The organism is Pseudoalteromonas sp. SMS1 (assembly GCF_021530565.1).
GTDB lineage: Bacteria > Pseudomonadota > Gammaproteobacteria > Enterobacterales > Alteromonadaceae > Pseudoalteromonas.
The window spans coordinates 1-22,750 of the sequence record NZ_JAKGBI010000023.1; the positions used below are offsets into that span (position 1 = coordinate 1).

The window sequence follows — 22,750 nt, forward strand, 5'->3', positions numbered from 1 at the left end:
TGTCTGAGTGGTGGGTGCTTCAAAACAAGTACTGCTCTGTAACTGCGGCGCAGGTAAGGCCTTCTTATCAATTTTACCATTGGCCGTCATCGGCCATGCGGTCACAAATACAAAGTGCTCAGGCACCATATAGCTTGGTAGTTTGCTATGAAGTGTCTCTTTCAAAGTCGCGATTAACTCAACGTCACTCAGCTGCGAATTGACGTGCGCGCATAAAACATATGCAATCAGAGAGTTTTGTGCGGATGGCAATACAAGGCTAGAGTTTACTTGGTCGCTACTATTGAGTACTGCTTCAATCTCCGTCAGTTCAACGCGCAAACCCCGTATTTTTACCTGATGATCGTTGCGTCCTAAATATTCAATGTTTCCATCGACTGAGTACCGCGCTAAATCACCGGTTTTATAGAGTCTCAATGCTGTGCTATCTGACACATTAATCAGCTGAAAGTGTTCGGAGGTTAAGTGCGCCAGATTGAGATACTCACGCGCGAGACAAATACCACCAATAAACAGCTCTCCTGCTACGCCAATAGGGCACACCTCTCTTTGCGTATTTAAGACATGCAAAGACACATTTTGGATTGGTTTACCTATTGGTACACTGTGTCTTTTACCAAGATCTGCGCAGGCAAAATGACTGACTTCAATTGACGCTTCCGTCGGTCCGTACAAATTGAACACTTGTAAGTGTGGCGAATGCTTAGCTAGATATTGTACTTCTTCAACTCCTAACGCTTCGCCCGAGCAGAATACATACCGCAATGATGCCGGCATCATACCGGGGTTAATTTGAATATAGGCGTGCAGCATAGACGGGACAAATTGGACTACGCTCACTTCAAATTCATTCATTAATGCGCATATATAATCAGGGTCTTTATGCCCTTCTGGCTTTGCCAGCAACATCGTTGCACCTTGTCGCAACGGCCAAAATATCTCCCACACTGAAACATCAAAGTTAAATGGTGTTTTTTGCAAAACAATATCGTCGCTATTGAGTTGATATTGCTTTTGCCCCCATTCTAAGCGATTCACGACAGAGTGGTGTTCAACGGCAACGCCTTTTGGCTTTCCGGTAGTGCCAGAGGTATAGAAAATATACGCGAGCCCATCAGCAGAGGCACGGCAAAGAGCTGGAACAGTTGAGAATTGTGCCAAGCGCTGCTTCAACTCTGGCGCATCAAGTAAAGTAATATCGGCATGACTACCCTCAAAACAGGGTTGCAAATTTCGCTGAGTCAAAATACAACAGAGCTGTGTATCATTAACAATATGATCCAGTCTAGTTTTTGGTAAAGAAGGGTCTAAGGGTACGTAGGTAAAACCCGCTTTTAGCGTCGCCAAAATAGAAATGACTAACTCAAATGAACGCGCTAAGCTCACACCGATAACGGGCACTTCACTGTTTTTATAGGTTTCACTTAAATAGTTAGCGAGCTGATTCGTTACGGCATTTAATTCACCATACGACATGGTTTTATTGTTAAAGATCAAAGCCGTTTTTTCAGGCGTGTCAGTTGCACGTTGTACAAATGCGTCGTGTATCAGCTGTTCACTCAGGTCAACTTTAGGCCCAATACTCATCTCACTGATGAGCGCTTGTTCTGATGACGAAATGATTGAAAAGTCACGCACCTTGAGTTCAACGTCAGCCATAAATTGCAAAGTCATTTCGTAAAAACGATTCAGCAGTAAAGACGCTTCTTTATCGTTAAAAAATGCTTTGTTAAAATCCATGTGTAACTCGGTGGGTTGCGAATCACCGAACTCCCATACCGTTAAGCTCAATGGAATTGGGTTATGATGATGGCTTAAATAGTGAACACTGGCGCTTCCATTTCCTATTTCAAAATTACTTTTTAGCTTTAAGTAATTGTATTCTACTTCAAGCGCTGCCCCCGAATGTCCGACTCCCCCTAACCGCCTAACTAACTCTCCAAATGGATATTTTTGATGTCGGAAATTCCGCCTTTGCCTATCATTGAGTTGTTTCAACAAGTCGATAAAGCGTGCATCCTTGTCAATGTCAACGAGCATGGGAGACACACTCGTAAACAGACCGATATGCTGTTTGTCATCGTACCGTTTACGATTGTGTACCGGCATGCCAACAAGCAATTGCGCTTTTTCATAGCTACGACAAAGGCAAGTCGCTAACAATCCAAGAAAAACTTGCGCAAGCCCAACACCACAATGCTTAGCCAAAGCGTTGAGTGCAGTGTACTTGTCGGACGGAATCGTCATCGACTTGCGGCCACTTGGAATACATTTAGGATCTGCGAAATAACTGCGATAGTAAGGGGTTAACAAAGGTTCTGGCAAAGCCGTTATTTGCTGCTCCCAATACGCTTTATCTTTAAGGTACTGACTCCCTTCTAAATAAGAAAAGTCATTGGCGATCACTTTTTTCCAGTGCGTATTTCCCTGTGGCTCTCGTCCACAATAATACTCACCTAATGATTCGATGAGTTTGGCAAACCCCCAACCATCAATCATAAGATGATGAGCAATGAAGCAATACCAATAATTATTTTCTGAGATTCTTATTAGGTAGGCTTTATAGAGTTCACAGTCATACAATGAAAAACTCGTTTGAAATTCGCTATTGACCCAGTTTAAAGCTGTTTCTGGACCCTTTGAATGTGAGGAAAAGTCTAACTCATTCAGCGCTTTGGTTCTTTTGGCAGAAATATACTGTCGCGGGCCTGTACTCCCCTCTTCAATGCGCAACCCAAAACTTTCATGGTTTTCAATTAAGCATTCATGGGCTTTTTTTAACTTGTCAGGTTCTATATTGGTGAGTTTTAAAAGTCCACCGATGTTATACATCGGATTGTTGCCATTTTGTATCTGATGTAAATAGATATCCTGCTGAGCCAAAGCCAGAGGGTGCTTATCCTTACACTGCATCTTATTGTCGCCCCATAATATTCAAACCGATTAAAAACCGGAACAAACATATTTAAAAACAATCACTTAATTGTTTTCATTATTTTATAAAGTGATCGAGACGCTGCGACAACCTAACACGAATACCGTCCTTATTACAGGGAATAACCTACATTAGAACTTCTCAAGTTGCAATATAAATATTTACATAATCAACAAAATAAACCCAGAAAAATTACATTACAATTAAAAAATACCAATTTATTTTTTGTTTTGATAACATCGAAAAGCTCGCTGAATTGTATATTTTTTAGCTACAACTAAAGGGGTATGATTTTTTTCATTAAAACAATAACTTAAAAAAATAAGCGAGATGAAATTTATGCGGGCTTAATTCGAAGCAGTAACAGAGTCATCGCATACGACAATTAGCAAAACACATAAAAATGACTTATTAAATTTAACTTTTTTTGGAAGGAATTATCCATATGAGAGGGATTACACCACTCGTAGTTAGGTTACTGCTATTAATTTTACTTCCTTGTATTATTGCCTATGGCTTTTTTACTTATCACTTTCATAAAAGCCTGCCGCTCACGTCGGGGTCAGTTCCATCTAATAATATCTCTTCTAACGTTACGATTAGCAGAGATAGTATGGGTGTTCCGGTCATAGTGAGTAAAGAAGACGAAGATGCATTTTATGCGGTAGGGTATGCGCATGCTCAGGATCGTCTTTGGCAATTGGAGGTTCAAAAACGTTTAATTTCTGGGCGCTTGAGTGAAGTATTTGGTAAACGCTCTGTGAGTATGGATGCTTTCTTTCGGACCTTAAACCTCAAGTTTAGAGCACAAGAGGATCTCTCGCTGCTCAGTGAACAAGCTCAAATGGCACTAAGCGCTTATTCAAATGGCATCAATGATTTCATTGCAAACGTAGATACATTGCCGATCGAATTTAGATTGTTGGGCATTAAACCTACACCATGGGAACCTGCAGACTCTTTAGCATGGGTCAAAGCTTTTGCTCTTAATTTGGGTGGAAATTATCGAGACGAAATAAACCGCCTAGTCATATCGCAGTATCTTTCACAGCAGCAAATAGCTCAACTTCTACCAAATTATCCTGTAGATGGTTATACATCTATCGCACAACACACAATAGATACGCAAACGCTTGACCACGTATCTGCACTCAACCACCAATTAGAAGCCGAGCTTAACATTGGTGGCAAATTTGTCGGCAGTAATGCGTGGGCAGTTGCTCCATTGCATAGTAAATCCGGCGGCGCGCTTCTGGCGACGGACCCCCACTTGGGCCTCCAGTCCCCCTCTCCTTGGTATATGGCGACGATAAAGGGCGACAACATACATGCTTCTGGCGCAACCCTTGTAGGTTTACCAGTTATCGTCTTTGGGAAAAATGAACATATCGCGTGGTCCGCGACTAATCTGATGGCCGATGTTCAAGATTTATTTTTTGAACAGGTCAAAGCTGATGACAAAACCAAGTATTTACATCAAGGCCAATGGCTCAGCTTTAAAGAAAGGACTGAATACATCGAAGTGCGTCAAGACTTTCCTGAATTTATTCATGGCGCTTTAAAACCGGTGAAGGTCAAGGTTAGAGAATCTGTCAACGGACCTATTATCAATGATATATTAAATGCGACAGATTCACCGGCGAGCTTAAGCTGGACGGCACTGCACAAAAATGACACCAGCTTCGAGTCACTTTTAAAGTTGAACTATGCGCAAAATAGAACAGAGTTCAGTCGAGCTCTTGATTTGTTAGTTGCACCCGCTCTTAATTTTTTGTACGCAGATTACAAAGGTAACATTGGCTATCGTGTCGCAGGTAAAATACCCATTCGTTCTGGTTGGGATGGACTACTCCCTGTGCCTGGGTGGCAAAAGGCGTATCGCTGGACAGGCTATATACCGGGTCCTGCACTCCCATCCACTTTTAATCCAGCGTCCGGTTATTTGGTATCGGCAAATAATAAACCCACCGATGATACTTACCCTCATTTTATCTCCCATGATTTTGCTCCCCCCACGCGGAGTGAACGTATTTCCCAATTGATACAAAACACTGTGGCGTCAGGCCAAAAGATCGATTTATCTGATTTTGAATCAATGCAGCATGATACCTATAACAACTCCGCCATTCGATTGCTGGATGTGTTGCTTAAGCAAACGCCCTCAAACGACCAACAACGTCAGGCTCATCGCATATTGTCGCAGTGGAACGGCAACATGAGTGCACACTCGGCAGCTCCCACAATATTGAATATCTGGATCAACAAACTTAGAAAAGCGCTTGTACGCGATGAACTCAAAGAAAGCTGGAATGATGTTGCCGAAAAGCAATCCTTGAAATACATTGCACAAAATATTCATGAAGACACACTCTACACTCTACTCACTTCAATTCACTCTGCTTGGTGTGACGACATTGCCACTGAATATATTGAAAGCTGTTCGGATATCATAGACGCCTCGTTAAATGACGCCCTGTGGGAAGTATATAAAATAACAGGTGAGAGTGATTTGTCTCAATGGAAATGGGGAACGCTACATCATGCCGTGTACAAACATAAACCCTTTAGCGAGGTTAATTTCCTAAAAGATTACTTCACACCGCAGATTAACAGTGAGGGCTCACCCGATTCAATCAGTGTTGCTGATTATCACTACAAGAAATCGTCAGGCTACGAACAGTACTTTGGGGCAACCTTTAAGCAGCTATTCGATATGGGGCAACATCAGCAACATTTATTTATGCTGGCCCCGGGACAGTCAGGCAACATCGCCAGCGATCACTATGATGACTTGCTCGAACCATTTCATTCAGCCGTTTACCAAAACATGCCGAGTGCCGAAACTTCTGACTTTGAAGTATTGACTCTAATCTCGACAAAACAGCAAACTGAGGGTTAAAAGCTATGAACTTCATTGGCCTATTTGCACAAAAAGCACCCAACCGAGTATTTCTTGCCATCGTTTTAGGCGCGCTGTCAGGGGTGGCTTATGCGATGATCATCCCACTCGTAATTTCTGTTTTGACACCTGAAACAGGGCAGTTTTCTAAACAACAAAGTGAATTCGGTACATTGTTCTCTTGGCAAATTTCCCACTTGCGCCATGCACTTATTTTCATTGGTTTATGTGTATTTATCTTGTTTGCCAAAACACTATCACAAATTATCTTGACGCGTATCTCATTAGACATTACCACAGATCTGCGCAGGAAAATTTATCACCGAATCGCCAATGCCCCTTTGCAATCAATAGAAAAAGTGGGTCACTCTAAATTAATTGCCACCATCACCTCTGATGTGAGGCTAATCGTTGCAGGAGCGAGATTGATCACTGATGTTTTAACGACACTTGTTACACTGTGTGGCATGCTTTTTTATTTATACTACTTAAATAGCGATGTATTTAAATTTGTGATTATCAGCATTATTTTTGGTGTTATTACTTACCAAGTACCGATGCTAATAGGTCGGCATTTTTTGGTGAAAGCTCGCGCATATTTGGACGATTTGCATGAGTCAATTAAAGGCCTGGTTTATGGTTCAAAAGAGCTCAAATTGAGCCCTAAGAAATGTGAAAATTACTTTCAATTGAGCCTTGATCCGGATGAATATAATGTAAGAGATGCCAGTAAAACGGGACAAACGATTATGCGCGCGGCGGTTAACTATGGTGATTTAATTTCGTTGCTTGTTATTGGTGCAGTGTCATTTATATTTGTAAACCACTATGCTATATCTAATCATGAATTAATCGCTGTTGTCATGGTGCTATTATATATTTCAGGCCCTGTTAGTACCTTACTAAACTTTGCGCCTCAATTCGCCAGTGCTAAAATAGCTTTGAACAAAGTAGAATCACTATTTAATGTTATTCCACAAGAGCCATATCAAGACGCGCCAGCCAAAAGAGACTGGCAGTGTTTAACATTAAAGGACGTCACCTTTGAGTATGCGCAGCAGACAAAAAAGAATGACCGACAGTTTTCAGTAGGTCCATTGAACCTGACGATTAACCGAGGAGAAATTACGTTTATTATCGGTGGAAATGGGTCTGGGAAATCCACCATGGCTAAATTATTGTCGTTGCACTACCCCGCCTCTTCGGGCCAATTTATATTTGATGATGAAGCTGTTGATGACACCAACCTCATTGGCTTTAGAAAATCAATTTCAGCAATTTATACTGACTATTATTTGTTTGACCGACTATTAAGTTGCGACAGTCAAATCTCCGAAGAAAAAGTAAATAGCTTACTGCGCGCCTTTAAACTAGATAAAAAGGTGACTTACTCAGATGGACAGTTTTCGACACTTTCCCTATCTGATGGGCAAAGAAAGCGTATGGCATTGATTGCTGCTTTAATCGAAGACACACAATTATATCTATTTGACGAGTGGGCCGCAGATCAAGATCCTGAGTTTAAACACGAGTTTTATGTCAACATTCTGCCTGAGCTAAAACATCAAGGGAAGGCTGTGATCGTGATATCTCATGATGACAGATACTTTAATGAAGCGGACAAATTGGTTGTTATCGAAAATGGTAATATCAGCAACATTGAACAAGCTAACGCGCAGAAAAACTACCTTTACGACAGCCAAAAGAAGGTGTTGACCGAAAACTTGGTTTAGGCCTTTATCAACTTATGGGGCGAACCACACAGCAGCCCCGTTTTGCCCCTATTATTCACAAGGAAAGAGTATGCAGCAGACTAAAATTAGACATTGGGCCCTATGTGGTTTGGCCATGTTAACTGCGTTTAAAAGTGTATCAAGTCCCCATTTAGAACTCGAAAATAAAGTAAGCACTGCTCAACAGGCCTTAATTCAAGGCGAGCCAAGTCTAGCCCATGCCCTCATAAGTAAAGTGGGTAGTTCAGAACTATATGAGTTTCATATCTTAGAAATACTCTATTTACTCGAATTAGAAAAAACTTCCGAGGCCATTGCAAAATTAACCGCTTTCGAAAAGCGATTTTCACAACGCGCCGCCACTTTTTCATTTTCTTCAGAAGCATGGCGCACGATAGGGCACCAATCGAACATCTTTTCAAAACGGCAATATTATAAAAAAGCAGTCCAATCGAAAATTAAAGCTGGGATATTAGCACCAGAATCAGGCAGGTATTTAACGATGCAAGCTTCGGCATTCGGCCAGAGCAAATCCTATGGGGGAGACGCTAAAAAACAGGCAGAAGTAGTCGAAAAGATCGTTAAAATCAGCAAAAAGTGGGGCTATATCGCGCGTATCAACTTAGCACAAAATAATGACGAGTTTGGCTTAGCGCATCAAATTGCACGGCTCGCTCTGGATGAACTGCCAAATGACTTTGATATCTTAGAGCGCGCTGCTCAGTTACAATGGACCACAGATAATGACCAACTGGCGCAAGCGTTTTTTGCCAGAGCATGTGATAAAAAACCAATGACCGCAGCTTGGTATCACACGGTTAGGTGGATAAATGCTTGCTATCAAGTTGCTATTTTTGCTGCGGAAGAAGCACAGAATAAGCAATTAGGTGTGCAGGCCCTTTTGAAACTATTTGAAGAATATCAGTTGCCCACCGAGTCCAATTATGAATTGATCACGTTGTACATATCTTTGGCCGAGCCAAGTGAAGTCGCACGTGTTAAGCCTTTACTTCAACACATTATTGAAAGCACTGACGATGTAAAGTTAAAAACGAATGCTAAAAAGCAGCTGGCTTCAATCAATAATTCGGCTACTACACTGTAAAGTCACAGCTACCCGGTTTCAATGTAGGCAAAGAGTTTGCATTTTTATCTGTCGAAATATGGCCAGCCGCCCCAATGAACTTTGTGATACGGCGGCCATATATTTAAAGTGCTTAATTCAGTAGCTGATGCTGACTGATAAACTGACTCAGTTTAGTCGCAATATCGAGATGTTCCGCACTTGTTGGGTGCCAAATGCACCCTTCAAGTGGTGAAATAAAGGTATGTGAATACAGTTTTTCAACGCCAAGCGCTTCTAATCTAGTTTTTGCTTCTAAGGTCGCTGGAATAATAAAGTCATAGGGATATGCAGGCCTTGGCATAAACACAATTGGTGCATTTGGGTAGCGATAACGGAGCGTATTTGTAAACTCTACCATTGTATCTATCCAGTCGGTTTTTACCGCTTGGATATCATCCCAAGGTTCATGAGGCTGAGGGTCGGTACTAAAGTCATTGGTCCCAACTTCTAGCACTATTAAATCAGGGTGCGTATCTTCAAAGCCTTTGTCATCACCAAACACCGCTGACACTTTGTCATAGTATGTACGTAAGTCGTGATGGCTGTCATTACCGCTCCAATTGCGAATGAGTCCAAGCCCAGAATACGACACTTGAGTGAAGCTCGTATCAAGCTGAGCAGCTGTCAAATATGGAAACGCCATACGTGCATTGCTGCTATCAACAATTTCACGCCAAGTACATTGACGCTTGGTTGACTCGCTGCCAAAACCCGCGCTAATAGAGTCCCCAATAAACAAAATGTGTGGTTGTTGCTGCCAAATCCCCTCTATACGTCCCTCAGAGCTAAAGCTCAATACCTTTGTATTGTTGCTGTAGTTTTCCCAACGTTTGACAATTTCAATTATCACCGGCTTTGAGTCACTTTGCTCGTAAACAAGGTGCTCCTCAAAATTACCATTCGGATTGGTGAATAAGCGCTTATGCAATTCCCCGTCTACTAGGACGTCAAACTGATCACCAAACCCAGCCATTGTCACTCTTAGAGACTTACCAATCAATTTTGTTTTTAGCTGCGTACCTGGCCAATTGAACTCAACTTGTCCTTTTCCATAATCTTTACTCACCCTGCCTTCATAAATAATTGCATGGTGCGTCGCTTGATAGTTCTTTCCAAAGGCTGTGGGAGATATGAAAATACCGCAGATGCTGAGAAACAGTATCAACGCAGAAAACTTCAGTGAAAGTAACCTTAACATGTGTCATTCCTTAATGTTGTTGTATCCGAGACCGTATTTTTAAACGCCAGTATGTCGTAATGCGCTACCCGCTCACATACCGCTACAACACTATCCATAACAACCACAGTCACCCTACGGTTTGAAATATTTTCATACTACGTAAATCTACTCACTCCATTACCGTGTCACTATTGTAAAGACAAGAACAATGGCTATAAAATACAATCATTCTCATTTTAGAAGACCCCTGCCAGTGAACAACCGTATATTAGTCGTAGAAGATGACATTACGCTCAATCAACAAGTATGTGCGCTCCTTAGCAATAGAGGTTATGATGTTGATTGCATTCATGATGGAGAACAAGGACTTAGCCAAGCATTAGCCGTTAACTATGATTTGATAATCTTAGATATCAGACTGCCTTCAATGGAAGGGTATGAAATTTTAGCGCAGTTAAGGAAGGTAAAACAAACACCTGTGCTGATCCTGTCTGCATGTGGCGCGGAACAAGAACGTATAAAAGGCCTGAGTTTAGGTGCAGACGATTACTTGTCCAAACCCTTTAATCTTGATGAGTTGGTGTTGCGCATTGAGGCGATATTAAGGCGTGTACATGCACTACATACACACGCTAGAACGCCGTTTAAAATTACGTTATCGGAACTTCATTTAGACAGACAACAGCAACAGGCCTTTTTTAAATCAGAACTGTTAGACATCACAGCTATTCAATTCAAATTACTTTGGCAATTGGCACACAATCACAATGAAACTCTGAGCAAAGCCTTTTTATACCAATGTGTGCTGGAGCGCCAATTTAGCCGTTACGACCGTAGTTTAGATATGCATTTGAGTCGTTTACGGAAAAAGCTTGTCGCGGTTGGGTTAAGCGCGGAGTCTATCAGTACCGTTCACGGTAAAGGTTACAAACTATATGTTCCACATTAATGCTTCGTACTTTTTGCGCTTGTGCGCGCTGGTGATTTTAGGCTCTATCATCTTATTTGGCGTCATCGACTATTTAGTCAATCATGCTGAGTTTCGAATGAGCCAAATAAAGGTAGAAGATCAACAGGCACTTCTTGAAATCGGGGCACAAGCTGAACAACTATATATCCAAGGCGATATGGTCGCGCTTGCAGAGTTCATTAACCAAATCGAATACCAATACGATACTTGGGCCGCGATAGTGCAGCGCGATTTAACACCGTTAGCAGGCACCCAAATCAAACAGTATTACCTCGATGAATTCAGTTTGGGACGAGACGTGAGTTGGAAAATCCACTTGTACTTTCCAAGAAACCCAGTGATGGATATTCCGTTTGCCCAAGACGGCACACATTTCATCATTCAGCTTCCTAACAGTATGCGACCAGGTAGTTACTGGCAACTCACCTATCTATTACTGCAGTTCGGCATCCCCTTGGTCGTATTAGCAGGTATTTGTTTGGTCTTATATCGCGCCATTATGAAACCACTAAAACAATTAGAACAAACAACACGCGCCTTTGCCGAAGGAAACTTAGACAGCAGAATCGGGCAACGTATTTCAAGCAAAGATGCCGAATTTCAACAGATTGCTGCAACTTTTGACAAAATGGCTGACTGCACAGCAAATACCATTCGCGCCCAAAGACAATTTATCGCTGACTTTTCTCATGAAATACGCACACCAATCGCGCGTATAGAAACGGCCATCGACTGCCATAAATCTGGCCTTTCAGAAACGGAGATGCTTGAACGCGTTGCCAAAAACACTGCAACCATGAGAGAACTTGCAGAAAATACTCTTACTTTGACTTGGCTCGAAAACGAAAGGCTCTGTGCCAATACCGATCAAGACAAAGGCTGCTTTGATTTGGTTGATTTAATTGAGTGCATTGTAGATGAAGTCAAGTTTGAGACTCCTCATATCCAATTTAACATACAGCTTCCTGACTCTGAAGAAATCGATTCAAATGCCAGAGTACTGGGGCAAGTCATCGAAAATGTACTTCGCAATGCGAGTCGGTATGCACAGCACTGCATCAACGTGGTGTATCAAAACAGGGAAATCAAGATATGGGATGATGGCCCAGGCGTTCCAGAAAATGAACTTGAGTGTATTTTTCAACCATTTTATCGAAGCCATGGTTATTCGCACACTCAACCAGACAGCCATTCATTTGGCCTCGGTTTAGCTTTGTGTAAAAGACAGATGGAGCGGATCCATGGCAATATCTTTGCCCAAAATGTACCTGATTCAGGGCTGGGTATATACATCAAACTTTAGGCGCCGCAGCCTCTTTTAGCAGGCACATTGCTTTTGTGATAAAAAACACTACCACAAAATAGCAGGCCCTGTTTTTTGCGACTTATTTACCATTTACTTGTGCTCACTGAAGTATGAAAAGCGAGATGATGTCTCGCATGCATTGTCACTGCAAATGTAACAGTTGTAAAAGTACTTTGGTTTCCCTTGATTTCGTGAATAATACGCATCGTATTGATAACTATTTTCATTTAAGATAAAGGAACACACCAATGCAGTTTGGTTTCTCTCGCTCAGCGCTCGCGCTTGCTATTACATGCGCTACTGTTAGTTCTCCTGTCGTTTTTGCAGACGATAAACAGCAAAAAATCGAAGTCATAGAAGTACATGGTAAAGTTTCTGACGCGGATATGATCATCGACCAAACTGATCTTACGCAGCTGCAAGCAAACGATTTAGCGGATATTTTTAGGTCGCTTCCACAAGTTTCTGTCGGTGGCTCAAACCCGATTGCACAAAAGATTTACGTTCGTGGCCTTGAGGATACAATGCTCAATGTCAGCATTGATGGCGCCCTTCAAGCGGGATATTTATTTCATCACCAAGGACGTTTATCTATCGAACCAGAACTGTTGAAACAAGTTGATGTCGTTGCAGGTGCAGGTGATGCAACCTCTGGCTCAGGCGCGTTAGGTGGTGCACTGAGATTTAAAACTAAGCGCGCAGACGATCTGCTATCCCCTGAAGAGCGCTTCGGCGCACTTTTTAAGCTGGGATACTATGGTAACAGTGAGGGATTCAAGGCCAGTTCGACTTTATATGGCAGAGCAACTGACGACATTGATGTTTTGCTTTCCTTGATTAAACGCGATACTAAAGATATGGAAGATGGGCAAGGTCAAGATATTCCCTACTCTGCATCGGAACAAGAAGTTGGTTTTGCCAAGATCAGTGGTGATTTAACCAATACCCAATCTTTTAGCTTTAGCCATGATGTACGTCATGATGATGGTACTCGTCTATTGCGTGCACACTGGCACCCGAGCAAGAAAAACTTTCCTCTGGCTCAAGAGAGTGAACGTAAAACAAGTACACTCAATTATTTTTATGCGCCAACAAGCAACCTTATCGACCTTGAAGTAAGCGCCTACAGAACCCAAAACTCCATCACTCATACACACCCTCAAGGCAAGGATAGAGCGGGTAACGTCGCACAAAACACCTACTTTGCTGAGTATGATTCTGCTGGCTTTGATGCGCGCAATACGGCCACTTTTGACAACCATAAAGTTGTAGCGGGTTTAGACTACCGACGTGATGAGGCCATGTTAGAAGACCAAGGGCTGGTCTATGAATTGTCAGGTATTGAAGAAGGCAAAGTGTATGGCATATACATCCAGGACTACTTTCAGGTTACAGAACAATTTCAAATTAGCGCTGGGGTTCGATATGATAAATATGAACTCACTGATGACGACCAACAAGACTTTGATTCAAGCGGTTTTAGCCCGAACCTTAACCTAACCTATGAAATCACACCTGAGTTCTCAGTCAACACAGGATACGCCAAGGCAATTCGAGGTCAAAAAGTCAAAGAGCTATTCGTGTTAGGCTATTACGACAATGACAAAAATATGCGCAAGGAAGTAGCCCAAAACGTTGAGATCGGCTTTAAGTACCTTGGTGATAACCTCGTAATCCAAGCCGATGTATTTCAGTCAACCATCGATGATGCGGTTTCTACAGCTAAGAACCTAGACACACAATCACCTTATTTGTTCAGCAATGTTGGTGATCTTGAGAACAAAGGTTTTAATATTAATGGCCGCTATAGCTTTGAACGCGCATCCGTTTCTTTTGCCTTTAATAGCAGTAGACCTGAATGGAAAACGCACGTTAATCCCGCCCTAGTAGGCACACCAATCTCAGATCAGGATTGGTCAATCGGTACCTCTGTAGGCGATACACTGACTTTAGGCGTCGACTATTCACTTACCGATAACTTGGAACTTGCATGGCAAGCTCGCTTTGTAGAGCGATTAGATAATGCGGGTACTTACGTGTGGGACAACACACAACTGCCAGAAAAAGCCGGCTACAGCGTACATGATTTGAAGGCAACCTGGTACGTTACAGAAAACGAAAAAGTGAAACTTGATATTGCTGTTAAAAATATTTTTGACAAGTTCTACTATGACCATGCCACTTATGCTGCTCTTGGCCCCATCGATACGGGAGTAGCCGAGCCGGGTAGAGATATCCGTGCAACCATTACTTGGCAACTATAAACTTATTGCAGGGAGCCATTAAATTGACTCCCTTTTAACAGCCACCAAAACAAGAAAAGCCAGATAACGAACTCAGAAATACGCCGCTAGCTATCGCATAATCACGCGCGATGCTCGACATCATCACTTCAAAAGTAATCTAGACCGCATACGGCATAACAACTTCCTTCACGCACATTGTTTTGAGATCACAATCAATGACGCCATGCAGGAAGCACGTTACACGCCAATAACAGTGCAACGAACAGTCAAGTTGCAGTTAATGGGGTTACGTTAAGTGTAATGCCTTGAAAGATACTTTTTTGCTTTGGCATACTAAAATCCCTGTTAAATACAGCAAACAAAGGAACAGTCCATGCCTCACTTTCACCACCTCTCTATTTCGAATCAACAGCACAGTGCACTTAAGCTGCCGCTTTTGGTGTTGACTATCTCTGCCCTGTCTGCCTGTACCTCCTCAATGGTGCGCTCCCCTGTCACCAATACGCTGACTTCAGCGACTCACTGTGTCGGTGAAATAGCTCATCATAATGGATTAGTACTGCAGCCAAACGCGCAAGTCCCAAACGGCGTCATTCTACCAGCTGATAAAGGTGGGCTATGTAAAGGGCAAGTTTTTATTGCGGCAAAAGACATAACAATATGGCGAGCTTGGAACAGCGAATACAGCGGCTCTAAACTAGGTAAGTGGTGGACTTTTGACAAGCCATTGGGGTCTATCTCTCAATACCGTCGAGAAAATGTGATATGTCCCAGTTATTCACCACTCGACATGCTTGTTAGCTGCACACTAAAAGCCGGGACGCAGGTCGTCGTTGGACCTGGACAAAGTGCAAAATGCAGTGACTATTTCACTTACCCCGCATCACAGGTGAACCAGCTTTATTTAGCCAATGCGGATGAGGCTGTCATGAATTGTCAAACCTATGATGGCAGATTTTCTTGGCAAACTCAGCCACATAGGTCTGTGGAAGAGGCGAGTTCTCTATAATTCATCATGGGCAAAAGCATGGGCGCTTTTTCAATTACAATAACACTAGACTGATTTTCTCAGTGTCCATAGTGAAATCGGCGCCCTTACACTTTTCACAAAGCTAAACTGCATACGTGACGTGTGCATTGTTTTTCAACTGCTCGCCCATACTCTGAACAAAATTGAAAGGCGTTAATGTATGTCCTATTTGTACGGTTTTTGGCCCGATCTCTTGACCTTGCTCTATCAGAAGCCGCATATTGATAATATCGCTAAAATTCTCGTTGGTGACATCATACTTTCCCCAATACTTACTGCTTCCCTCACCGTTTGGTCCGCGCTCCAATGCCGTATATTTTAGAAAATTGTCTTTAACTGCATTTGCCGTGTTCACGAGTATCTCATTGTCATTTAATTGCTCGGTCAACCATTTACGTTCTTGTTCATTTAGAGATCCAGTCACGGTTATCTCAGAATTTGCATCGACCGAAAACCCCCACTCCTTTTCGGCTAATTGAGGATGGGATTTACTTAAACCAGACATAAAGCTGGCATATTCTGCAGCCATCGCGTCTGCTGCGTTGAACATGTCCCCGTTGAGGTATAATTCTGAAGATGCTTCAAAAAGCCTATCCATGGTTTGTTCAATGGTCTCTATCTGCTCTATAGATTCACCAATATAGAATGGCCGTTCGTAGGTTGAAGGTGCTTCGTTAGGCCCGGCACCATAATAAACATCCGACTCAAGTGTAGATGGCGCTTTGTGATGGGCTTCTTTACGAGCGGTGTTCTTCAACGAAACCAATGTGTTGTTTGGTGGCGCGACTTCTACAGCAGCAACATGAGAGTTGACTTTCATACATAATCCTTTTTGAGTCAAGTTAGAGAATATTATCGACACGTACACAATAAAGTTAAGTGCGCCAATTAAATTCTTTGCCTGCATATTGTTGCCTATGTATACATTCAAGCTTGCCAACACATTTAAACGAACGGCCGTTCATCACCCCAAAAATGAACAGTTCTGTTAGCACATACACGATTCTTCGACTGTAACGGCCACGTATACGAGGTCAAAAACAACACTGCCACCTTTTCTTTGCAGCCCAAACAAAATCGCGTTTACTCCAAAAACAGGTTAAATAATGCAGTTAGACTACCAGCACAAACTTTCTTACCTCTATGACAGTTCAAGCCACCGCATGGGCGAACAGAGTTGAGCACGTCATTTACCATCCAAAAGCTTGTGCCTTACTCCGGCTAAAAAGCGCTTCAATCTTAAATATTTAATTCAGTGATAAATCTGCATGGTTGAGTAATTATTATTGTGTCTTACAATTAGACTAAGCAATTAATTCAAAACAATACGGCCAATCTATACCTTGAAACTAAAAGAACGATTTGGTGCTTTAACTAAAGCACAACCCATTTTGATAAACCGCTATCCAATGTATGCAGCATATTTACTGCTACTGACTTCGGCTTTTTTATGTTACTACCCAATCCACTACATGATGCAACAAAAGTATGCACTAGGCATCGCAGTTGTAATCGTGATAGCAGTGCTGGTTCTCACTTCGGCAAGATTAATTCAAGGCAAACTGAGTGTGTGGAAGTGTTTTTTGATATGTGCCATTGAAGGTGCCATGTTGATATATCTGTCCATACAATCCCCGCTTATCTCTGTCATATGGCTGCCCGCTTTTTTAGTCGGAATGTTTATGATGTTTCCATTTAAGATGGCATGTGTCATCACAACGGGGTTTTGGATAACACTGACTTACCTCGGCTTTTTACAATTAGACGTTGAACTCGCTCTCAGATCAGCGATGTCATCATGCTTAGTAATGATGCTCTGTGCTGTTATTGTCAAAACCTACAATGACGCCATCATGGTTGCAGAAAGTGTGGCAGTCAAAGATCCACTGACAGGCGCACTCAATAGAAGAACTCTGGTAGAGCAAGTAGAGCTTGAGTCTGAACGCGTCAGTCGTTATTCGCAAGTTTGTTCTATTATCATGATAGACCTAGATAATTTCAAAACACTCAACGATAAACTTGGCCATGGCGTAGGAGATGAAATGCTGGTTGGTTTTGTCTCTCTCATAAATGAATACACGCGTCGCAATGATAAGCTGTTTCGTTTGGGCGGCGATGAATTTATGTTGTTACTTCCAGGCATGAATGAAGAAAACGCCAATATATTTGTGGCAAGAATCCAAAACTTAGTACCAAATAAGTTAACAATGGACTCCGTCTCATTGGGTATGAGTTTTGGTGTTTGTGAAATTACTGCAAATATTTCAGTAGAATCGTTACTCGAAAAAGCTGATAAAGCACTTTACGAAAATAAACATCAAAGAAAACAATCAAAGTAAAAATACGATGGGAAAACATAAGAACATGAAATGTATACTTATAATATCTAAAATGGAATTAAAATTACAAAAATAGAAAATTAATTGGAAACTTTTAGTTTACTTTTAAAAAACACAGCCCTAACCTGTAAAGGCAGTTTATCTCAAATAAGGAAATAAAAAATGAAAGTACAATTAAAAAAGAAAAATCTAAAAACACTTAATGAAAGCAATAAACTCGCTAACCAAGCAACACCACAAGTTGCGGGCGGCGGTACAGAGTACTCTGTATTTCCACAATGCAGACCATCAAATCCGGTTATCTGCTACACCGAAGGCGGTTGGCAAGGTTGTGTTCCGAAATAATACACCAACGCTTCTATAGGCGTTCGCCTTTATAACCGTGATTCCTGCGCTTTTGGATGCTAAATTTGATTTTGCTTCTTTAGGCGCAGTTCTTGGTTTAGCTGCTTGAAACCAACTTCACTTATTTTAAGTACCAAACTTTCACGTTTTACACTTAACTGTGACACCTGCCTTGACACTACGTCATACATACGCCACTGACCAGTTTCACTTTGTCTAAATTTCAGGATCAATTGCGCATCACTTTGACTGGCCCTATTGATTTGAATCGCTGCTTCTGCAAATTTACGTCCTTTATTAATTTGTAAAGTATGAAGTGCTATCTCTGAGTCTTGATACTCAATCAGTACTTTTGCATACATCTTGATAAGCTGATTTTCTATCAAGCCTGTAAATTCTGTCATTTGTTGTTGATCTAGGTGACGTACGTGTTTACCCAGCACCTTTAGAGATGAGAATCGTAGATCTAAGTGCGGGATTAGCTCACTGTTCACGATATGCTGAGCCAACGCTTCCCGCTCAACTTTAGGAGCGGAATTTAAATTTTCTATGCCTTGTATTAATTTCGTACTCAATTTTTGGGCGAGCACTGTAAATGGCTCTTGCGTACTGGTTTCGGAGCCTGTTTGAGCGAGCACCTTAGTCGTGGTAACGATGCTCAGCAGTAACAAGACAATGATAGTGAACTGGCTTTTCATACTCGCATTCCAAATGAACAAACTTGATAGCTTAAATTTTACACCTAATTTAAACGCTAAAAAGACATCAATTAGCACATTATTGATGCTATAAAAGCACCAATTGATTTTACATTTAAAATCAGATAATTACCTTATATGTGCAAAATCAACATCAATGAATTGAGTTTTTTCATACATATATCAACAAGAAAACGAGGGAACATATGTAAAAAGCACAAGGTATAATCCATTATGAAAAAGTTCTCTGTATTTGCTCTTTCACTGTTACTGTCTGCTTCTGCAGTGGCATCAAAAAATCATGGTTACGGTATACATTATATTCACGGTGAAGGAGATGTTCGCGGCGTTAAACTCGCCTATGAATATCACGCCAAAGCGTTAATGCCTGAAAGCTGGCGTCATATGAGTGTTTACTTTGAATCAAGCATAAATTTCTGGCGGTTTGGTGACAGTGGTGACTATGACCAAAACCTAGTGCTGGCCATGTCGCCCGTGTTCAGATATCCAATCGCAACTTATCGCAATAAACCGCTACAAGTTGAATTTGGCATCGGCGTTGCTTTACTTGAAGACACTCAGTTTGCAGGAAAAAATGTCAGCACCCATTATCAGTTTGAGGACAGGTTAGGGCTGGTTTATGACCTTGGTCAGGCTAATGTGGCAATTAGGTATATCCACTACTCTAATGCAGGGTTTAAAAGCCCAAACCCAGGGCTAGATTTTTTATCCCTCTCATACTCTTCCAAGTTCTAATATAAATGTTGGAATAAAATGAACGTAACAGATATTCGCTTCCTTATCTATTTGCGCTATCAAGTTTAAATATCAGAGGACGCTACCTACCTTAGCCCACATAAATGTGGGTTTGAACTCCATTTTGCGATATCAATTACAGCTTTGTCTCAAACTGTCTATAAACGCCTTACTCACACTAAGGCCCTTGTGAGCTAGTTAAAATACCGAGCTCAACTGAGCACCTTTGTACATACTGGTTTGAGTATTAAGCAATAACTTACACTTTTTTGGGAGCTGTAGCCTTGATCGAGTTGTTTAAACATTTTTTGGTAATCAGAAAAGCTAAAAAATCGCAAGAGAGTTAACGCCTTGGCTCAGCACTTATGGCGACAAAGCATCATATACGAAAGAAGAAATCTTATTAGGCATTCGCGCGCGTGAATGTCAGACAAAACTTCGATGTCGCGATAATAATATTTAACACCTTCATCACCAAGCTTAAAAGAGTATGGCAAAGTACAATACCAAAATCTTAAAAATCCCTTTGTAAAGCGACATACTACAAGGAATTTTGGGGCTTTAGCGATAGATAATGAAGCCACCGTGAACAAGGATAGTTCACACAGTGAGAGCGGTTAACCTTAACGACCTACATAATTAGAGGGCGATATAAAATAGCCAAAACAGGTAGTTTGGGGTTAAAAAGCCACATTGATGTGTGGCTTTCAAAGCAACAGGTTAGATATGCTCTATTTTGATAACTGGTCGCTTTTGCCTTGCACTTGTTAACAGTGAAGCTAAGGCCTCTTTGACACACTCTGCACTAAACTCTATCAACTCTATTTCAGGGACTTTAATGTGTCCTGAGGTAACATCCGCCAACAATTTTTGTCCCATAAAGCTTAAATGTTGCTGAGCACATAAACTGTTGGCTAGCCATGCCCCCCCAATTGAAACGACTCCAATGTTTGGCGCCTTTTCAAATAACAGATCTTCTGGGATATGGCCAAAACCATTTAAGCACGCCATTCGCCCGCAAAACCTTAGGTGTTTCAAATCTTCAATGAATGACTCACCGCCAGGGGTATTTAACATGCAATCAAAGCCCCCTGCACCAATTTCACGTTTCACTTGGTCACACACGTTGTCCGACTCACAATCAAACGCGAAGTCTGCGCCAAGTTTACGCAGCCTTTTGTGATGCTGCTTTTGAGCAAAAGCAAATACTTGCGCTCCTTTTTGCTTTGCATATTGAATAGCAAAATGGGCAACAGCACCTTGCGCACTGTTGATCGCCAGCGAATCGCCCTCTTCGAGTTTCAATTTTTCTATTGCTAAGAGCGCGGCCATGCCTGCATTAGGCAAAATCACGGCGACTTCTGGCGCAATATCATCAGGCAATTCGCAGACGGCATGGTTTGGTACTACCGCGAATTCTTTTAGCATGCCTTTTTGCGCCAAATTAGCATTAAAAAGTACTCGACTGCCCGCTTTAGGAAATACCCCCTTGCCCGCTTTCATAACCGTGCCAACTGCATCGAGGCCAAGAATATGTGGATATTCCCACTGACTAAAACCATCTCTGGCCATACGTGCATCTAAATGATTCAATGCAACATACTCAATAGCCACAAGCAATTCGTTATTGCTTGGCTCGGGCATAGCATGCTGCGTCATGACTAAGTCAAACTCAACACCCGGTTTTAGTAACTCTATTGCGTTCATAGTCGCCTTTTCAATAGACATAATTACACGTTTCTCCGCAATTGGCGCAACGAGCGAGTATTAAATACTCGCAATAAGTGCCTGTGACCATTGACCGTTAAGCTCACCATACACATCAACCGATGCGTTCAGTAGCTTATTTCGAATAGCCATTTGTGACTGTTGCGCTATTAAAACATCTTGACGCGCATCCAACAACTCAAGATACCCTAACTGCCCCTCTTGATAACCCGCGTTCGCTTGTGCATACGCCTTATTTGCTGCATTTACTTGAGCGTCAACATACCTAAGTTGTAACTTCGTTTGTGCCAACGCGCGAAGGGAGTATTCGGTCTGGGCAAGCACCTTTGTCACAGTCTGGCGGTACGTATAATAATTTGCTTCCGTTATCGCTTCTTGTCTGTCCAGTTGCGCTAACAGCTGAGGATAGCTAAACAAAGACCAGTTTAAGCTTGGTGTAACTTGCCAGTTAGACTGCGTATCATTGAAATTCGCACCTGTCGGGTTAAGCACACCAGCAAATGCAGAAAAGTTGATGTCTGGATATAAGGCGCGCTCAGCACTTTGTGTTAACAAGCTCTGCTGTTTTAAGCTCGCTACCGCACTTTTAACATCACCTCGTTGCATCAACGCATCAGAGGCGGAACTTACACTGACTGATATAGATAACGCTTCAAACTGCTGCTTAGTCAGTGCGACTAATTCTAACGCATCAACTTGCTTGTTAACTAACACCGCAATGGTTTGCTCCACGGCCGCAATTTCAGTCGCAATTTCTGGCAGCCTTTGTTTATGTTCAAAGTACTGAGATTTAGTTCGGTTAAGTTCTAGCTCAGTCGCCACACCTTCGGCCACTCGCACTTCAATAATCTCTATCGACTCTGCGAGTGCATTTAGCTGCTCGAGCGTAAGTTGATATGTTTGTTTTAGTGCTTGCCAGTTTAAGTAACTTTGAATACTGGTAGTCACAAGCTCACCTACCAATGCTTGGTATTGAGCTTGGCTAGACTCTGCACTGGCAGCAGCGGCATCTGCTAGCTTGGCAATGCGCCCCGACAAATCAACCTGCCAACTCAGCTCGCCGCCTGCAGTGATTGATTCCTGCACCTCCCCCTGAGTGGATACTAAGCTCGGAGCATTTGTGCGCTGAGCACTTACATTTAAGCTACCTTGTGGCAATCGTGATCGCTGTGCTTCCGATAACCCAGCAGCAGCGGCGCGCAAACGCGCCGCTGAAGCTTTTAAATTTTGATTCTCGGTAAGCACTCCTTGAACCAACTTGTTAAGCGCAACGTCCTCAAGCTGCTGCCACCATTGGGCTTCATCTGCTTTTGCTACGGACGTTAAACGGGCCATGTTGATTACTTGGTTGTTAAACGAATCTTGGCTTAGTGCGACTTGCTGCTCATATGGGGTCGCTGTACACCCTATTACACTTACCATTGCTAAACTGAGCATTGAGATTTTAATCTGTTGCATG

16 protein-coding genes are annotated in these 22,750 nt (G+C 42.1%); 10 read left to right on the plus strand and 6 right to left on the minus strand.

All coding sequences use genetic code 11. The features are described from left to right. The coding region (locus L1286_RS20300) for an amino acid adenylation domain-containing protein (RefSeq protein ID WP_235408841.1) at nucleotides 1-2,913 on the minus strand (2,913 nt) is incomplete at its 3' end. A 467-nt stretch (nucleotides 2,914-3,380) separates the two neighbouring features. Here L1286_RS20300 and L1286_RS20305 point away from each other — a divergent pair. The 3 genes from L1286_RS20305 (at nucleotide 3,381) to L1286_RS20315 (ending at nucleotide 8,672) form a co-directional block, all read left to right on the plus strand. Further along, complete coding sequence (locus L1286_RS20305; protein WP_235408842.1) at nucleotides 3,381-5,834, plus strand: penicillin acylase family protein; 2,454 nt, start codon at nucleotides 3,381-3,383, stop codon at nucleotides 5,832-5,834. A gap of 5 nt (nucleotides 5,835-5,839) precedes the next feature. After that, on the plus strand, nucleotides 5,840-7,567 hold the full coding sequence (locus L1286_RS20310; RefSeq protein ID WP_235408843.1) for a cyclic peptide export ABC transporter: 1,728 nt from the start codon (nucleotides 5,840-5,842) through the stop codon (nucleotides 7,565-7,567). 70 nt (nucleotides 7,568-7,637) lie between these two features. Next, nucleotides 7,638-8,672, plus strand: coding sequence for a hypothetical protein (locus tag L1286_RS20315; protein WP_235408844.1), 1,035 nt, complete (start codon nucleotides 7,638-7,640; stop codon nucleotides 8,670-8,672). 112 nt (nucleotides 8,673-8,784) lie between these two features. Here the strand turns inward: L1286_RS20315 and L1286_RS20320 are convergent, their stop codons facing one another. Then, nucleotides 8,785-9,891 carry an SGNH/GDSL hydrolase family protein gene (locus L1286_RS20320; protein WP_235408845.1) on the minus strand — a complete coding sequence of 369 codons (1,107 nt, stop codon included), beginning with the start codon at nucleotides 9,889-9,891 and terminating at the stop codon, nucleotides 8,785-8,787. Nucleotides 9,892-10,081: 190 nt separating this feature from the next. Here L1286_RS20320 and L1286_RS20325 point away from each other — a divergent pair, with 190 nt between their 5' ends. From L1286_RS20325 to L1286_RS20340, 4 genes are all read left to right on the plus strand, one after another. Next, nucleotides 10,082-10,822, plus strand: coding sequence for a response regulator transcription factor (locus L1286_RS20325; protein WP_235408846.1), 741 nt, complete (start codon nucleotides 10,082-10,084; stop codon nucleotides 10,820-10,822). After that, a complete protein-coding gene (locus L1286_RS20330) occupies nucleotides 10,809-12,146 on the plus strand; it encodes a HAMP domain-containing sensor histidine kinase (protein ID WP_235408847.1) in 1,338 nt (445 codons plus the stop codon). Before L1286_RS20325 ends, L1286_RS20330 begins: the two co-directional genes overlap by 14 nt. Nucleotides 12,147-12,397: 251 nt before the next feature. Beyond that, nucleotides 12,398-14,413 (plus strand): TonB-dependent receptor domain-containing protein, encoded by a 2,016-nt coding sequence (locus L1286_RS20335; RefSeq protein ID WP_235408848.1) that lies wholly within the window; start codon nucleotides 12,398-12,400, stop codon nucleotides 14,411-14,413. 355 nt (nucleotides 14,414-14,768) lie between these two features. After that, nucleotides 14,769-15,404: a hypothetical protein gene (locus tag L1286_RS20340; RefSeq protein WP_235408849.1), complete on the plus strand. Its 636-nt coding sequence runs from the start codon at nucleotides 14,769-14,771 to the stop codon at nucleotides 15,402-15,404. A 103-nt stretch (nucleotides 15,405-15,507) separates the two neighbouring features. Here the strand turns inward: L1286_RS20340 and L1286_RS20345 are convergent, their stop codons facing one another. Further along, nucleotides 15,508-16,245 (minus strand): hypothetical protein, encoded by a 738-nt coding sequence (locus L1286_RS20345; protein ID WP_235408850.1) that lies wholly within the window; start codon nucleotides 16,243-16,245, stop codon nucleotides 15,508-15,510. 523 nt (nucleotides 16,246-16,768) lie between these two features. Between L1286_RS20345 and L1286_RS20350 the strand changes: the two genes are divergently transcribed. Together L1286_RS20350 and L1286_RS20355 are read left to right on the plus strand one after the other, a co-directional pair. Further along, nucleotides 16,769-17,764: a GGDEF domain-containing protein gene (locus tag L1286_RS20350; protein ID WP_235408851.1), complete on the plus strand. Its 996-nt coding sequence runs from the start codon at nucleotides 16,769-16,771 to the stop codon at nucleotides 17,762-17,764. A 162-nt stretch (nucleotides 17,765-17,926) separates the two neighbouring features. Continuing rightward, the gene (locus tag L1286_RS20355; protein WP_235408852.1) at nucleotides 17,927-18,109 is read left to right on the plus strand and encodes a hypothetical protein; all 183 of its coding nucleotides are present in this window, start codon (nucleotides 17,927-17,929) and stop codon (nucleotides 18,107-18,109) included. 59 nt (nucleotides 18,110-18,168) lie between these two features. Here the strand turns inward: L1286_RS20355 and L1286_RS20360 are convergent, their stop codons facing one another. Next, nucleotides 18,169-18,807: an MlaC/ttg2D family ABC transporter substrate-binding protein gene (locus L1286_RS20360; RefSeq protein WP_235408853.1), complete on the minus strand. Its 639-nt coding sequence runs from the start codon at nucleotides 18,805-18,807 to the stop codon at nucleotides 18,169-18,171. A 234-nt stretch (nucleotides 18,808-19,041) separates the two neighbouring features. Here L1286_RS20360 and L1286_RS20365 point away from each other — a divergent pair, with 234 nt between their 5' ends. Beyond that, nucleotides 19,042-19,563 carry an acyloxyacyl hydrolase gene (locus L1286_RS20365; RefSeq protein ID WP_235408854.1) on the plus strand — a complete coding sequence of 174 codons (522 nt, stop codon included), beginning with the start codon at nucleotides 19,042-19,044 and terminating at the stop codon, nucleotides 19,561-19,563. A 720-nt stretch (nucleotides 19,564-20,283) separates the two neighbouring features. On the opposite strand, the gene L1286_RS20370 is transcribed toward L1286_RS20365, so the two are convergent. Then, nucleotides 20,284-21,291, minus strand: a complete 1,008-nt coding sequence (locus L1286_RS20370) for a zinc-binding dehydrogenase (RefSeq protein WP_235408855.1) — start codon at nucleotides 21,289-21,291, stop codon at nucleotides 20,284-20,286. Nucleotides 21,292-21,330: 39 nt separating this feature from the next. Then, on the minus strand, nucleotides 21,331-22,749 hold the full coding sequence (locus tag L1286_RS20375) for a TolC family protein (protein WP_235408856.1): 1,419 nt from the start codon (nucleotides 22,747-22,749) through the stop codon (nucleotides 21,331-21,333). Between the last annotated feature and the right edge of the window lies 1 nt (nucleotide 22,750).